This window comes from Arenibacter flavimaris (assembly GCF_030291335.1).
In the GTDB taxonomy this organism is placed as follows: Bacteria; Bacteroidota; Bacteroidia; order Flavobacteriales; family Flavobacteriaceae; genus Arenibacter.
In genome coordinates, this window is record NZ_JASWIM010000017.1 from 25,134 (window position 1) to 42,274 (window position 17,141).

Below are 17,141 nucleotides of genomic sequence, written 5' to 3' on the forward strand. Positions count from 1 at the left end.
CACTATTCCCAAGAAACTACGAGCTGACCAGTGATGTCTTTTACCAAGTAATAGGTGCCCATGGAATCTTGCATTTTTTCAAATTCTATACTACCTTCGCGCCATGGATACCTAGCATTGTTATAGAAATGAATTTCTTCCGTTTCTAATCCTTTAGGCGGATACACCCTAACCGTGGCATTTTCCAAGCCAGTTACCATTAATCTTCTATTAATCCCCAATTCCTCAGTTGTTTCCTCGGAACAACTAAGCGTTCCTTCAGACTGGTCTACAAATATGCGGCACTCCCTATGCCAAGACGGCGGAAATGAATAAGTGGAATGACCTTTATCCAATTTTGTATCATATCCAAGCATTAAAGGTGCCCCCTGTTGAAAACGAAACTTCTGTACGACTGTCGTATTTGGATTATAGCCCGAAAAGAAAAATCCATTATCACTACGTACAATGGTCATTTTCGGATCCTTGGTCTGTGGATCGCTTTTTTGTATTTTATAGGAAATCCCAAATTCAGATAGAACATCACGGAGCATCTTAGGGCCAATAAAATATTCCTTAGGATTATCTGGAGTTAAAAGTCGCCCTCCCTTATAATTAGAAGAATTGGTGCCTCGAACATAAGCAATCTTTCCTCCCGCCCAATCAGCGTGGTTCCTGGTCCACATGACCTCCCTAACGTCGTTACCCTGGTGGTATTTGGCAAGAATTTTGGTAAAAGTATCGGATTTATTAGCTACCTTACTTTCAACTCCACCTCCCGAAAAAAGACTGGTATGACTTATTATGTTCGGATAAGCATGCTCTAGGTTATCCTGGGTGTATTTTCTTTCTATTTTAAACTCCCCTTCTATAGATGTCGTATTTTTTAGATTGACCAATTCCAAAAATTGTGGGCTTGCCTGCCTGGCCGGGCCATAAAAAACCACTTTACCCCCATTCTGGATATAGTCTATCCAAAAACCTTCTATTTCGGAACCGGCATCTGGCAAGATGGAGAATAAAACAGATTCATTGAACAGCGATGGTTTCTTTTTAATAGCTAAAAGAATATTTTTAGTCGATATGACCGTATTTAGTGGGAGTCCACTATTTATGGCCTGTCTAATTAACCAATCCCCGTAATACATCTCTGATACGCGTTCTTGTTGCTGATCTGCCCAATCATGGTATTCATCAAAAGGATATACCCAAACCAATGGCCCTGGTTCTGTCGGAGAATCTTGACGCGCTGTAAGAATATGGGGAATAACCTCATTTGGAACTTTGTCAGGCATATCTCCCAGAGAATCATCAATGGTCAAAAAGTTTAAATGAGTAGGTAACGCTACAACCGCATTTTCATCGATTCTTGAAATAGACATCGGGAGGTATATATCATGTGGTTCCCTGCCATAACGATCCAACCAAGGACTATTGAGCCACCAAGGATCGTGGGTATAATATCGAAAAAGATACCTGTTATCCGGAATATCTGCAATCCGTGTCATATACCCCATTAATTCCAAACCAAAATCACCATCCAAGGCTGCCCAGGGGGAATTAGGTGGGGGCAACAGGTTAAAGTCCCCATGGTAAATGGAACGAAGATCCACGCCGTCTTTTGCAAGGTCAATTCCAGTTGCAATATTCGTCCCCCGTGTCTCTATTCTAAAATCAGGGCATTCCTCACGGAACAAGCTCCAGAAATCAATGATTTTCTTTTTAGTATCCAATAGCTTATCGGTCTCAAACCCTTTTCCTGTAAAAATAGTCCCCGTAGAACTCCATGGCTCCATGCCGAAGCCAAAACCATTGCTCAGCCACAAATAATCAAATCCAAGGTCAGTCAAAAAATGTTGGCTCTGTCTACCGAAAAATGAACCAAAAGGCGTGTTATCGGGTATCCCATCAGGGTAGCCTGCATAAGAAATTGCATCCGCTTTCAACACGGAATAGGAGTTTACAAAGGTCTTTTCTCCCATGGCATTACCTTGCACAATTTCAGGATGCTTTTCATATTTAAAAGGCGACTTCGCAAATTCTGGCCCCGGGTCAAAAGTAGCTCCTATCCTGATAGGTCTGTGGGTAAGTTCTTTTCCCACTTCTTTTAAGACTCCAATAATTTCTTTAAGGTCGCCATACATAAAATCTGGTGCGTCCTCACGATATACATAGGCCCTTTCATGTATCGAGAGGTTTTTAGGACCAGAGCCTACTTCGTGCTTGGTGTTTGGATTTCCAATATATTTTGCCCATTCCAATGGTTGTTCCATATTCCCTTTATAATCCAATATTTCAGAACCGTCTGCTGTCCATAACATAATGGATATCGTATCGGAATGTTTTAACAAAGCTGACCATTGGGAATACATGGTATAGGCAACTTCCCGATAATACTTTTTGTTTTTTTGCTTGAAAGGTTTAAGGGATGCTTCCAAGGTTATATTGTTAAACCGTTCTATTCCTAATTTATCGGGAACACCTTGAAAAACTTCCTTCTTTGCTGTATTTTCCTGACATCCTCCCAACAAAAGTAGGCTTAACCCAAATCTAATAGAACTCTTGAAATACTTTAAAAACATGTTTTTCATAAAATTAATTTTTATATATTAATAAACTGTTGAAAATGGGGCCAGAGGGAGTTCTTCCGAATCATAGATAAAGCATTCTGGATTATCACTCCAAGCATATCGTACTTCTATGGGGCTTTCAATTTTTTTGGAGGCTATATATATTTGGTCACCGTGAATGCGTGCCTGGGCATCATAAAATTCACCTTCCTTTCCGGCCAATTCAAAACCGCAAATTGAATCGTTATGAGTGGAAGACAAAAGTCCATTTACCTCTTCCAAATTTACTATTAAAGTATTTCCTTGGATAAAATGGGATTTATATCTTGGCCCATCGGATTGGATGTCCTTACCATAAACCTTTGAAAGCGCTTGAATTGCCATACGATATCCAAAATCCTGTTTATTGGCGGGATGAACATCATACTTATCCCCAATATCCATAGAAACAACCATCGAAGTGTTTGGAAGCGTAAGCGCTTCGGCCTGAGCAAGCCGCAAACTAGCCCTGGACCACGATTCCTCAGGCTTGCTCCAAGAAGGCTGATAATTTGTAGATTGTACGAATATAAAAGGGATATCGGCCTTGCCCCATCGTTTTCTCCATTCGGTAATTAAAGCTGGAAAAGCTTTTTTATAAAAATCGGAGCGGCCTGCATCCGATTCGCCTTGATTCCATAAAAACCCTCTGATAGCATAGGGTATTACGGGAGCCACCATGCCATTAAATAGATAAGTTGCAGAACCAATATTTAATTTTCCATGTGGTTTGGGAGAAACTTCGGGCTTTAATATCCACCAATTATTAGTTATATCTATTTTCTTTTTATCAGTATTGCTTATTAGGGTAAATTTATTGCCTTCCACTTTTGGAATTCCCCAAGGTTGGGCAATACGAATAAGTATTACATTTTTCCCCTTCTTCAATGTATTGGGCGGGAGTTCAATTTTAGCCTTTTTCGGATATAAAAAATATCCTATTTCCAATCCATTCAAAAAGACGTGTGCCTGTCTGTTCAAATAACCCAACTCCAAACACCATTCCATAGAATTTGTGGAATCGGATAAATGTAATTCCTTTTTAAGCCATATCCAGCTACTGGAGGTACCGTCTGGTTCGGTAATTTTTTTTAAAACTTTCCATGGAGCTTCACTTTGACTGGAATTTGACAAAAAAGAAACCCGATCCAATCCAGAATTGCTTATTCGCTCTCGGAATGCAATATAACTAGACCACGAAGTGTTGGCGTCCTCTACCCATTTATCCCTGTTGAAACTCTTTGGAACTTCGGGTACTGAAATATCGTTTTCAAAGGTTTTTAGCGCTTGCCTATCCATCCATGGAGCTATGGCCGTACCACCCCAGGAACTATGAATTATTCCTACAGAAACACCAAGGTCCTTTGTAAGTTCCTTTGCAAAAAACCAAGCAGAGGCCGAGAAACTTGGCAGCGTATTTAAAGTTGGCAGTTCCCAAATACCCCCTCTCAGGTCATCCATTTCTACCGGTGAAGCCAGCTTGGGAACCGTAAACATTCTAATTTGTGGATAATCCAAGTCTTTCAGTTCCTGTTCGTAGTTCTTTATTTGCGAATGCGGTATCCATGGCCAACCACCCAAATTATGTTCCATATTGGATTGCCCAGAGGCAAACCATACTTCACCGATCATCACGTCACTTATTAAAATGGCATCCGATATTGATTGGATACTCATTTTATAAGGGCCGCCGGCCGGCATTGATGGCAATTTACACTTCCATCTGCCGTTAGAATCGGTTGTCGTCGTTGTCTTATGGGATTCAATTTGTACCGAAATAACATCTCCTGGTTTTGCAAATCCCCAAACAGGTATTTCCATATCCCTTTGCAAAACCATATGATCTGTAAAGATTTGGGCAGGTTTTATCTGCCCATAAGCGTTCGAAATTGTTGCTGGAATCAAATAAAGAATTAAGAATATCAACTTGGAACAATATCTTTTCATTTCATAAAATTTCATCGGAAATTCCCAATAAAAAAGGAGAACCACCTTAGTATGTAGAATAAATTTTAAGGGTTACCGGTCCTATTAGACCTGAAGTCTTTAAGGGCAGTTCCCCCCAAGGCACTACATTTTTATTTGCCTTCACTATATTTGTTTGAGTAAATTTCTCTCCAGTAATGCCATCGCCTGTTAACCTATTGGACCACGTGTTGGCTACTTCTATGGTAATCGTATTTTCTCCATCCATGATAATATCACTGACATCAAAACTATGAGGTTGGGTCCAGGTAATTCCCAGTGGTCTTGCATTTAACCAAACCTCACCTACCTCGGCCACCTGCCCAAGATCCAAGTAAATTTTTCCTTTAGTCACGGATTTTTTGAAATCAAATATTTTATTGTATGTGGCCGTACCGGAAAAGTATCGAATACCATCTTCATTTGATTCGGTCCAAGAATCTAAATTTGAAAAAACCGTGGTTTTAGGTGCTCCCCAATCCTTGGGAAAACTTACGTCCCATTCTCCTTCCAAAATAGTAACCTCAGGTCGATTATCCACCTTGTTGATATTTTGGGCAACACCCTCCAATTCTATGGTTCCTTTATCGAGAAAAATAGGACCCTCCGAGGTATATTGCATTCTTGGCAATTGTTCCTCTAACACCGGAATTCTCTTATAAGCCCCCTGAGTCCCTCCTTCCCTAAAAACCACAAAATAAGAACCATATGGAGCTAAGGTAAGAGGCAGTTCAGTTCTATCCTCTTGTTGATCGAAAATGGTAATTGGATTGATGTCACCGGAAACCGGGTCCCATATTTCGGGTTGTTTCCCCAATTGTCGGAAAGAACAATTTCTAGTAACCCACTGATCCGTCGTATTTCTTACGAAGTAAAAATCAATGTCTTTTTTCTTATAATGTATATAATCCAATGGCGCCTCCCGTTGATCAGTATGATTGTCCGAATAATCAAAATCCGGTGAAACACCAACTAACTTTAAGGCCTCCAATGGAGTGCTTTTAGAATCTATTTTTCCCTTTTCATTTGATTTATCTCCGGTTTCATCTCCCCATAAATCGTTCACTAAGGTATTGAACGATTCCATTGCGCTTTCATCCCTTAATCCAATTATCCCTTTAGGCTTTTTACCGACTATTACGGCACCCATTTTCGCTAATTCTTCAAGCTTTTTTAACGTTCTAGGGCTCAATTCCTCTTCAGAAACGTAGAGTACACTATATGTTGCCACCCCGGGAAGTACCAATTTTCCATTTTCCACGGTTAGTTCCTTTAAAAGAATATCTGTGTTGATCACCTCATAATCATATCCTTTCCCTATTGCAAATGGGGTGTTCTTCGGCATCACCAAATTGGGGATTTCTTCTCCATAATAATAGAGTACATCTGAAACAAATTTGGTGTTCTGCAGTATATAGGACACTCGCGCCAGGTAATCGTTGAACGGCCTTACCTTAGACCACCATACCCTTTTGTCGTTATAGTGGGTACCTGCAAAATAAGCTATTCCTGGATATCCATATTCACTAGGATTATGGGTAAACCCATGAATTACAAGCCTATTCATGCCTTCTGCAAATGCTCTGTCCGCATATGGCTTCATTGAAGCCGGGGATTCTTGCCAATCCTTATAGCTTGTAAAGGCCTCCTCCTCTACCCAACCTTTTTTATAAATATTGGATGCGGCCGCAATTTCCTTTACCAGCCAAACCATATCTATGCTGTCCTTGTTTAAATAAGGACGTTCGTACCAAAATTCTCCTCTAGGAACGTCCAATGCCCCCAATGCTTTTAAAGTTTCTACCGGGATATGGTGCATATGGCCAGGTCCGCCGGATTCCGAACAAAGCATTAACCCATTTTGATTACATATTTCCTTGGCCTTAACGTAATGGTTTTTGATCATTAATTCGGAAAAGGTCTCCGCGTAATCATGATCGAATCTTCTTTGCAGTGAAGTTTCGAACGTTTTTGAATCAAAAAGACCTGGTAAAAATTTGTGAACATCATACCCATTAAGCTCCTTAAAAGCATTTGGAAAAGAAGAGGTCCATGAATATTCCTTGGCTTCATAACTTGCTAAATATAAATACTTTAAAGACGATTTACTTAACTCACCCCCTACAAGAGGCTGTAATCTATCAATGAAATACTGCAAATGCATTTGGGTAGCGGCGGCATCATAATGATCTATAATAGGACCTCCGGAATTCTCACTTGGAATTTTTAATTGTTCTCCCGAATTGGAACAAATAAATCGGTAAACATTCCATTTTCCCGACTTAGGCTCCCAATTAAGTTCCTGATTCTCGGAATTAAAAAATTGGGAAACATTGATAATTCCGGTAGTATCCTTAAGATTTTGCTTCCCATATGGTACTGCAATCACCGATACTTCCTCATAATATATTGGTTTTCCATCGGCAGCATATTCTATATTTCTTGCTTCTCCGCTCTTATCGGGAGTAATCGTGGGAAAAGGAAGGGATTTATTATTTTTTGTATTGGAAGTGAATAGTTTTTTAGAATAGAATATAGTTTTTGCAGCATGTTCCGGTTTTACCCAACTCCCTCCCGCATTCCAACTACTGGAGAGACTAATTCCAACATCAAGATTAAGTTTAGCCGCTTCATTAAGAGCGAATTTTAGGGATTTCAAGGACTCTTCCCCCATGAAACTGGGGCCTGCAGGGATCATATTATCTGGGTTCCCAGTAGCCCTAATTCCAATATCAAAAATATCTACCCCAGACAGACCAGCTTCTTTAATTGCCTGCAATTCGGTTCGCATTCGCAATGTATCTACATGTCCGTTTAACCACCACCAATAAACCTTGGCACGGGCCGAATCGTTAGGTTGTTCAAAACCCTTTTTTAATGAGTTATATGTATTGTCTACAATAGAATTGTTGTTGTTTTGTTCACAGGAAACCGCACCAAAAAAAAGTATTGCGATTATTAAGATATAGGTCAATCTTCCTTTTGTTAAAAACAAATTGAATATTCTCGATTTACTTGTTGGTTTCTGTTTCATCTTTCTATTAAATTTTTGATACAACCCTTTTTAAATTCTCTATTTAATTGGTTGTAGGGTAATTATTTTTACCGGACCCAAGAGTCCAGACTTTAGCAAGGGTACATCTTTCCACGGTACTTTAATCTCGTTTAATCCATCAATTAACGTAGCTTTTATATTGGTATATGTATATTTTTCTTCTTTAACAGCATCGCCTTTGAGTCTATTGGACCAAGTATTGGCAACTTCTATTTCAAGAATATTATCACCCGCTTTGAGATATTCTGTTATTTCAACTCGATACGGTTTTGCCCAAATGACGCCCATATCATTGCCATTAAGGGTTATATGGGCCATTTTTGACATATCTCCTAAATCCAGGTATAATTTTTGATTTTTTTTAGTAGATGAATTAATACCATACTGGAAGGTTTTAACATACTTGGCAATCCCTGAAAAGTATTTTATACTCTCTATTTTAGAATCTGTCCAAGAAACTAAATCAGGAAAAATAACTCTTGAGGGCGTATTTTGACCCTCTGAAAAAAACACCTCCCATGCACCATTAATAGGAATTTCTTTTGTATAGTTGGATATTGTAACCTTTTCTATACCTCTTGTTAATTCATATTTCCCATTTTTGGTCAACAGTATACCGCTAACGTTATACTCTAAACAAAGAGTCGTGAGCTCTCCAGAATCAATTTTCGTATATGCAGGTGAGGAACTTCCTTTAGTGAAAACAATAAAAAAGGCTCCAAAGGGAGGTAAATTAAGTGGCATGCTTGTTCGGCCATCGCTTTGATCATAAATGGATATTGGACTTATTGTACCATGAACTGGATCCCAAATTTCTGGAACTTTACCTTCTTGCCTAAAACTACATTGCCTTGAAACCCATCGGTCGGTCGTATTTCTTACGAAATAATAATCCGAATCATTCTTTGAATAATGAATATAATCCAAAATATTGAACGAAGAATCGGCGTAATCAATATCTGGACCAACTCCCATTTCTTGAAGCATATCAATTGATGTAATGCCAGAGATTATTCTATTTTTTTTGTTGTTTATTCCAGCTTTTGACCACAACCGATCAATATCTTCACGGGATGGAACCGGTTCTGATGCATTTTTATGACCAGTAACTTTTTCAGGTTTTTCCCATATTATTTTTGCCCCTTTTGACACTAAGTCCTTCACTTTCAAAAACACTTCTAAAGAAATCTCATCTTCGTGCTCCAGGACCAAAAGTTTGAATTTACCTCCAGTGGGCAACATTAATTCTCCATTCTTCACAGTAATTTGTTTCAGAATTTCCGTATTAATAACCTCATAGTCGTATCCAGGACCCACGTTAAAGCGGCCATTTTTATGACCCGCAAAATTAGGAACAGCATTGCCGTAGTAGTATAGTACGTCCGCAACAAAATCCGTTTGTTGGAACACATAGGATATACGGGATAGATACTCGTTAAATGGCTTTATCATGGGCCACCATATCCGTTTGTCGTTATAATGGGTACCTGCATGGTAAACAATACCTGGAAATCCTATTCCTCTGGGATTGTGGCTGCTACCATGAACTACTACTTTGTTCATTCCCTCGCAAAAAGCTCGATCCGCATAGAATTTCATATCAAATGGTCCTTCCTGCCAATGCTGTTGGGAGGTAAAAGCTTCTTCTTCAACAAAAGGCCGTCCATAAATATGGGCTGCAGAAGACACTTCCTTTACAACACGTTTAATGTCTACCCCTTCTTCAGTAAAAATTTTCCTGTTGATCCAAAATTCGCCACGGGGAAGATCCATGACCCCTAAGGACTTCAAAGGTTCTGCGGGAACATTATGTAAAGGAAATCCAGGGCCTCCAGATTCGGAATTTATAAGCAGCGAATTGGCATTGGCAATTTTCTTTGCTGTACGATAAAAATTATCGATCATAAGCTCGGACAGCGTGTACTGAAAATCTTTCTTTACTTTTTTTGTAACCATCTCGGGAAAGATGCCTTGATCAAACAAACAAAGAAGATATTTATCAATATCGTAACCGTTTAGTTCTTTAAATTTTTTTGGCAAAGTACTGGTCCAGGTGTGACCAACGGCTTCATAGCTCGCCAAATAAAGACTTTTTAGGGAGGAATTTTCTAAATCATTATCCGTAATGCTCTTTAATTTGCCAATTACATAGTTGAAATGGGCTGCTGTTGCTTCTGCGTCAAAGTGGTCAATTATAGGACCTTCGGAATTTTTACTCGGCCGTTTTAATAGTTCACCAGAATTAGATGTAATAAACCTATAAATATCGTAATCACCCGAATGTGACCAGTTTAAAGTTTCTGTTTTAGGATTGAAATATTTACTTACGTTAATTACATTTAACGTATCAAGTGTTCCTTTTTGGGTATTGGCAGGTATTGCCAAAACAACGACTTCTTCATAATACTCTGGCTTACCATCCTCTCTAAAGTAAATTTTGAACCTTCTATCCCGATCTCCACTTTTGATTTCTTTGGATTTCTGGTCTTGTTCTTTGATTAATCTTCCTTCAATATCAATTTTGGGCAATTCTGGAAAAGGTAGTTCTAAATTACTTTGACCGGAAAATTTAACTTTCGAAAAGTAAAGGGACTTTGCAGAATTCCGAGGGCTTATCCATGATCCACCTGCATTCCAGCTACTTGCCATATTTAGTCCCACATTCATGCCGAGTTTGCCGGCCTGATCGAGAGCGACTTTTATCGAGGCTAAGGAAGCTTCACTTAAAAATGCAGGACCGGCCGCAACCATGGTATCTACTTTTGGCACCCCGGTTTCAAATATATCAAAACCAGAAAGTCCCGCTGCTTTCATTTCCTTAATTTCTTCTCTGACCCGCACAGTATCAATATTGCCATTCAACCACCAATAATAGGTTTTAGGCCATGCTTCCATTGGTGGATTAGCAAAATTCTGTTTTAAGTCTTTCGACAAGGGCTTCTGACCATATAAGAGTGATGAACCCATCAATAGTAAAAATGTCATTATAGTAACCCCAACGAATCTGTCCATAAACTAGTACTCTTAGTTCAACTTTAAAAACTGCCCTATTTATAATTATTGCACAATAAAATAACTCAGGATCTAAGGAATTTTAAATCTCTGTACAAACTAGAATATCTGTTTCATGCAATACATTTCCTTTAATGGCACCACTATTGGCTTATTATTTGGATGCACCTCCATTAAATCTGCCATATAATCCCACCATTTTTGCATAAGGCCCATATCTTGAGGATATATAGCAGTTGTTGGCTCCGTCTCCTGATAAGCAAACAATGTGTGCGTCTCTTCATCAATTAAAATAACGTACTTGTATATTCCCTGGGCTTTAAATTGATTTTCTAATTCTGCCCATATTGCGTCGTGCCGTTTTTTGTATTCCACTATACAACCCGGCTTAAGTTTCATTCTGAATGCTCTATAGTTCATAGCAAATTATTTAATAGTGCTCAAAAAGATCAACTTAACGGGCCCTTTAAGTCCAGAGCCCATTAAAGGAACCTCTTTCCATGGAACCTTAATTTTATTGAGGCCATTAATAGAGGTAGATTGAATATTGGTATTTGTAAAGTTCTTTCCTGTGATGGCATCACCCTTTAGGCGATTGGACCATGTATTTGCTATTTCAATCTCTAGTAGATTCTCGCCTGGTTTTATCAATTTGGTAACATCAAAACGGTGCGGCTTTGTCCAAGAGACCCCTAAATTCTGACCGTTCAACCACACTTCCCCTATATTTGAGAGCTCTCCCAATTCCAAAAAGATTCTTTGGTTTTCAGCTGTGCTAGAATTTATTGCGTACGTGAAGGTTTTCACATATTTTGCTGTCCCAGAAAAATATTTAATTCCTTCAATTTCCGATTCTGACCAAGGAATAAGCGCAGGCAATACTACCCTTTCGGGGGCGTCTTGAACGTTTGGAAAGAACAACTCCCAAGCCCCGCTCAACGGCTGTTCTTTAATGCGATTAGTGATAAAGGTTTTCTTATCGCCCTGCTCCAACGTAAAGTCCCCTTGATCCAAGATCATGGTACCATTCTCAGTATAATTTAGCAACGGTGGATCTTGTGATATGGTAGAAATATTTGTATAGGTCCCACTGGAAGTACCACCCTTTGAAAATACCACAAAAGCAGATCCATATGGGGCAAGGGTCAATGGCAATTGAATTCCCCTACCATTAGATCTAAAAATGGTCACTTCATTAATATTTCCGGTTAAGGGGTCCCAAATTTCAGGGGTTTTCCCTTCCTGACGAAAAGTGCAGTTCCTCGACACCCATTGGTCGGTCGTATTTCTTACGAAATAATAATCCGAACCATTCCTTGAATAATGAATATAATCCAAGATATTGAATCCGGTATCATCATAAGTGAAATCTGGGGAAACGTCCATTTGCCTCAGTAGCTCTTTGGAAGATATCCCACTGAAAACCTTACCTTTAATTGACATTGCCTTGTCAGGTGAATTGGTCAAATCTGCCCATAATTCATCTATATCGGATGTTGTAAGGTTAGGTGAGGATACTGTACTTCTATCGATAAGACTTTTGGGTTTTTCGGAAACAATCTTGGCACCCTTGGCCGCAAGTTGCTTTAACTTATCGAGAATCTCCGGCATTATCTCCTCCTCTGGCGCCAAGGCCAACATTTTAAATTTTGCCCCAGTGGGCAAAACCAATTGACCTTTTTCAACAGTAGTTCTCATCAATATTTCACTATTGACCACCTCGTAATCAAAACCTGTACCTACGTAAAATCGACTATTTTTTGAACCGGTAAAATTTGGAACTGCACTACCATAAAAATAAAGTACGTCGGCAGTGAAATCGGTTTTTTGCATCACATTCGATATTCGGGACAAGTACTGATTAAAAGGCTTTACCTTAGGCCACCATACCCTTTTATCGTTATAATGTGTGCCTGCGTGATATACCCATCCTGGATTTCCAGATCCTCGTGAATTGTGGGTACTACCATGTACTACTACCTTATTCATCCCTTCACAAAATGCCCTATCTCCCATTGGCTTCATTTCAAATGGTCCTTCCTGCCAATGTTGAAAAGAGGTGAACGCCTCTTCTTCCACCACTCCGTTACCATAAATGTGCGACGCAGAGGAAACCTCTTTCACCACCCTTAATATATCTATCCCATCATCGTTAAATCTTGTGTGATTAATCCAAAATTCTCCCCGTGGAAGATCCATTACTCCCAGGGATTTCAGAGGCTCTACCGGTACGTTGTGTAACGGAAATCCAGGTCCTCCAGATTCTGAATTGATTTTGAGTCCATGGCTATTGGCAACCTCTTTGGCCTTTCTATAAAAATTGTCAATCATTAATTCCGAAAGGGTAAACTGAAAATCGCGTTGAAGATTCCCTGGACTGGGCCCGGCAAAAGCTTCATCATTAAAAAGTACAGGTAAATATTTTTCTATTCCATACCCGTTTAACTCCTTGAATTTTTCGGGAAGAGTTTCCGTCCATACAGTTCCAAGAGCTTCATAACTAGCTAAATACAAACTTTTAAGGGAAGATTTTGAGAAATCGTCTCCCAATATTGTTTTTAACCTATCTATGATATGGTTAAAATGGAAAGCGGTTGCATCCGCATCAAAATGATCAACGATAAGTCCATCTGAATTTTCACTTGGCAGCTTTAATTTCTCCCCCGAATTTGAACAGATATAACGGAAGATTTCAAACTTACCTTGGGGAGCTTCCCAATTAAGTCTTTCTGTTTTAGGGTCAAAGTATTCGGTAACATCGATGACATTTTCAAAGGCGTCCTTCTTTGAAGATGTACCTTTAGGAAGGGCCAATACTGCAACTTCCCTGAAATATACCGGTTTTCCTTGTTTGTTCTTCTCAATATCCAGTTCCTTTTGATCTTCCTCCAGGACTATCTTTCCCTTAATCACAGTTCTGACCAGTTTTGGAAATGGCAACTTCATGCCCTTCTTATTAAATTCTACTTTTGAGAAATATATTGACTTGGCCGCATACTCGGGAGTAATCCATGATCCGCCGGCGTTCCAGCTGCTGGCCATATTTAGTCCAACTTCCATATCCAGTTTCCCAGCTTCATCCAACGCGATCTTCACCGCATGAAGAAAATCATCACCCATAAAGGTTATTTCCCCAGGTGGAACTTTAGTCCCCTCTGGTGCCCATTTGGGAACACCTATCTCAAAAATATCAAAACCGGAAAGCCCTGCATTTTTCATGGAGATGATCTCTTCCTTAATGCGTACCGTATCAATATTACCATTTATCCACCACCAGTATGTCTTAGGCCATGATTTCATTGGGGGGTCACTGAATTCTTTTTTTAAGTCAGAAGGGATTATCTTTTGAGCGTTCACTCCCGTTAAACCACTCAAAAAGAAAAGGACTATTAAAAAATAACTAAAAGATTTCCACATACTACTATAACTAAAAAAGGATTACAACTACTGCTCAAATGATAAGAAGCACAAAAACTTTAAGACATATACTTCAAAACAGCGATAATATAAAGCTATCATTGCTTTTATTTCCCCAATCCAATAACGAAGCACGACATTTACTCTTTACGTGATTCAATAATGGTTGATACGCAAGATTTTGAGTTTCTCCAGGGTCATTTCCAACATGGAACAGTTGTTCCTCACCTGTGCTATAAATGGAATATTTGTGTGGACCAAGGCGGATCATTCTACCTTTTCTCGATTTATCCTGCACAAAATCCGCAAGTTCAACAACGGTATAATCCCGCCACTTTATACTACCTTGACTGGCCAATGGCATAAGACTACTTCCTGGTAAACTTTTGGGAATTTCAATGTTTGCATAGTCCAAAATAGTTGGAAGAATATCAATTTGAGATACCGAATTTTTAGAATCAACGATTCCTCTCTTGGTCATTCCAGGCCAAGAAACTATCAGCGGTATTGTAGCCGATTCTTCGTAAAAACTAAGCTTTGCGGCCCATTTATGGGCTGCGGCCCCATCGCCATGATCGGAGGAGAAAACCACCATTGTATTATCTCCAAAACCGTTGGCTTTTATGGATTGAAGTACTTTTCCGATCTCAACATCAACCATCTCTGTAAGCTTGTGATAGGCGTTAAGATACCCTTGCCATTCTATGGAATCGAACTCTTGATTGGCAAACATGGTTTCAACGCCATATTCCTTATGATGAATTCTTTTTTCCGTTATAAATTTTGGCTCACCCTTTTCTATTGCATGATTATGTGGTAAGGGAGGTAAGCTATCGATAAAGCGTGGATTTTGCCCAACAATAGGAGCCAGCTTTGTCTTAAATCCAAAATATCTTATTTCCAATAAGGAGTCATTTTCGGAAGTCCATCCATCCTTCCTGGCATACATACAAATGTCATGGGGATTATGATAGCTAATGGTTAGAAATAAAGGTTTTTCCTTGTTATAATTTTCTAAATATGAAACCACTGCTTTTGTAAGGGGAGGGTCTGTTTTAGACCCGAGTCCATGGTGTTCTTCATCGGGATTCCAAAAGGGAAGAACCGTATAGTCCTTTATACTTTGATGCTTCGCACTATTACTTTCTGGATAAGATTCAGGTAAATGCCATTTTCCAGCCCAAACAGTTTCATAGCCATTCTCACGGAATATTTGTCCCGAATTAGCAATAGTACTTTTAACGCCCTGACCATTCCACTCAACTCCTGTTTGGTGTGGCATCATTCCGGTTATGATACTGCTCCTTGCTGGTCCACATACAGGTGAGGTGCAATAGGCCTGTTCAAATCTTATACCATTGGCAGCAATTTCATCCATTGCGGGAGTACTTAAATAAGGGTTACCGGCAGCACTCATCATTTTAACATGCTGTTGATCTGTGAGAATAACAACTATATTTGGTCTTTTAACTTGGTCTATAGTTCTCTTTTGGGCCAAACCAGCATTAAGAAAAGTTAGGGTTAGAAACCCTATGTAAAATGATATTTTATTGCACATAATAGAATAGATTGGTTCTAGTATAATCATATATTTTTAATTTTATGCCCACTTCCAAAGGACCTTCAGAAGCGAGCATAACAACTAATCAAAACTAACTCAAATAACTAATAACCCGGATTCTGTTTCAAATTGGGATCGATATCAATTTCCCTTTGTGGCAATGGCATGAGCAATTCCTCTGGTGTTACGGAAAAACTGCTACCTATCCTTTGAAAATAAGAATTGAGTACTTGAATAGTACGACCGGTACGTGCCAGATCAAACCAACGTTGTCCTTCACTTAGAAACTCCACTCGACGCTCGTGCTCCAAGGCCAGCGCAAATTCTTCTTTGGAAAGGCCACTTAGATCTTCCAAACCTGCACGGTCTCTAATAGCATTTATAAAAGGGTAAGCTTCATCGGTTCTGTCCGATTCGTTCAGAGCCTCGGAATACATGAGCAGGACATCAGCATATCGTAAAGGAGTGAAGTTTACACCTCCATCTCCCTGTAGACCATTTGTAAAATCAACAAATTTTAGGCCATATTGAAGTTGTTCATAGGTACCATCCAACAAAAGAAGCGAATCTCTAATTGACAGTTCCCTTCTTAAATCTCCATTTTCATAACTGCCCCGTACATCCAAAGTAGGGACAATGCGCCCTGAGCCGTTCATATTATTAGGAAAAATAGCCGCATTAAAACTAGGTGGAGTAAACAGGCCCGAAAAACCGTTACCCTCACCAATATTTCCAGAAATATACTTTATCTCAAAAATTGATTCTGGCAATTCATCATTATTATTGGTAAACATAGTGCCATAATCATCTTGAAGAATATATTCCTGTGAATCAATAACTGATTTTAATGTTGTTAAAGCTTCAGGATAATTTTTCTGAGTGAGATAAACCTTACCTAATAGTGCTTTTGCGGCACTAGACGAGGCCCTTGATTTACTCATTTCTACACCTTGGAGCAATGAGATGGCCTGTTCTAAATCAGAAATTATAAAACTATAGATTTCTGATACTGGCCGTCTTGTCATATCAAACGTGGCAATTTCATCAGGACTATTGAACACCCCTTCAATCAAAGGTAAATCTCCAAATAGTCTCACAAGGTTGAAATAATTATAGGCACGTAGAAAGTATGATTCACCTTGATATTGTCTTTTTACCCCCTCGCTCAGTTCTGCATCAGCAATCCTGTTCAAAACAGTATTACTACGTACAATCGTTTTAAAACTCAAGTTCCATACGGTGTTTACTTCAGTATTTGCAGCGCTAAGCCTCATTTCATCACACTCAAATTCAGAAGCCGTTGGAGAGGTCCATTGAATATATGCATTGTCAGTAGTAAGTTCCGTTAGCCGTAATAATGAGGCGTTATATATATTTTGGAGTTCGGAGTAGTTACCGATCATAGCCGTCTCAAAATCTGCCTCGGTTTTGTAGAATGATGCTTCGTTGGTCAAATATTCAGGTTCTAATTCGAGAAAATCAGAGCAAGAGCTTAAAGCAATAAGCAGCGATAATAAAATGATTCTGTATATTTTCATGATTT

The 17,141-nt window shown here is 39.2% G+C and carries 8 protein-coding genes; all 8 read right to left on the reverse strand.

What is annotated here, in order from left to right:
• Positions 1–2: 2 nt before the first annotated feature.
• The gene (locus QSE00_RS13705; protein WP_198319124.1) at positions 3–2,570 is read right to left on the reverse strand and encodes a hypothetical protein; all 2,568 of its coding nucleotides are present in this window, start codon (positions 2,568–2,570) and stop codon (positions 3–5) included.
• 18 nt (positions 2,571–2,588) lie between these two features.
• Complete coding sequence (locus QSE00_RS13710) at positions 2,589–4,535, reverse strand: sialate O-acetylesterase (protein WP_157730834.1); 1,947 nt, start codon at positions 4,533–4,535, stop codon at positions 2,589–2,591.
• 46 nt (positions 4,536–4,581) lie between these two features.
• A complete protein-coding gene (locus QSE00_RS13715; RefSeq protein ID WP_093978965.1) occupies positions 4,582–7,587 on the reverse strand; it encodes a glycosyl hydrolase in 3,006 nt (1,001 codons plus the stop codon).
• A gap of 39 nt (positions 7,588–7,626) precedes the next feature.
• Positions 7,627–10,620 (reverse strand): glycosyl hydrolase, encoded by a 2,994-nt coding sequence (locus QSE00_RS13720; protein WP_286106376.1) that lies wholly within the window; start codon positions 10,618–10,620, stop codon positions 7,627–7,629.
• A 99-nt stretch (positions 10,621–10,719) separates the two neighbouring features.
• Positions 10,720–11,040 carry an L-rhamnose mutarotase gene (locus tag QSE00_RS13725; RefSeq protein WP_093978963.1) on the reverse strand — a complete coding sequence of 107 codons (321 nt, stop codon included), beginning with the start codon at positions 11,038–11,040 and terminating at the stop codon, positions 10,720–10,722.
• Positions 11,041–11,046: 6 nt separating this feature from the next.
• Positions 11,047–13,995, reverse strand: coding sequence for a glycosyl hydrolase (locus QSE00_RS13730; RefSeq protein WP_157730832.1), 2,949 nt, complete (start codon positions 13,993–13,995; stop codon positions 11,047–11,049).
• Between the two features lie 115 nt (positions 13,996–14,110).
• Entirely contained in the window at positions 14,111–15,625 is a 1,515-nt protein-coding gene (locus QSE00_RS13735) for a sulfatase family protein (RefSeq protein WP_286106377.1), read from the reverse strand.
• A gap of 77 nt (positions 15,626–15,702) precedes the next feature.
• Positions 15,703–17,136, reverse strand: a complete 1,434-nt coding sequence (locus tag QSE00_RS13740; RefSeq protein WP_093978960.1) for a RagB/SusD family nutrient uptake outer membrane protein — start codon at positions 17,134–17,136, stop codon at positions 15,703–15,705.
• Positions 17,137–17,141: the final 5 nt, after the last annotated feature.

Coding starts and splice junctions, on each gene's coding strand:
- QSE00_RS13705 (WP_198319124.1), bottom strand. CDS start 2,570: ATGAAAAACATGTTTTTAAAGTATTTCAAGAGTTCTATTAGATTTGGG.
- QSE00_RS13710 (WP_157730834.1), bottom strand. CDS start 4,535: ATGAAAAGATATTGTTCCAAGTTGATATTCTTAATTCTTTATTTGATT.
- QSE00_RS13715 (WP_093978965.1), bottom strand. CDS start 7,587: ATGAAACAGAAACCAACAAGTAAATCGAGAATATTCAATTTGTTTTTA.
- QSE00_RS13720 (WP_286106376.1), bottom strand. CDS start 10,620: ATGGACAGATTCGTTGGGGTTACTATAATGACATTTTTACTATTGATG.
- QSE00_RS13725 (WP_093978963.1), bottom strand. CDS start 11,040: ATGAACTATAGAGCATTCAGAATGAAACTTAAGCCGGGTTGTATAGTG.
- QSE00_RS13735 (WP_286106377.1), bottom strand. CDS start 15,625: ATGATTATACTAGAACCAATCTATTCTATTATGTGCAATAAAATATCA.
- QSE00_RS13740 (WP_093978960.1), bottom strand. CDS start 17,136: ATGAAAATATACAGAATCATTTTATTATCGCTGCTTATTGCTTTAAGC.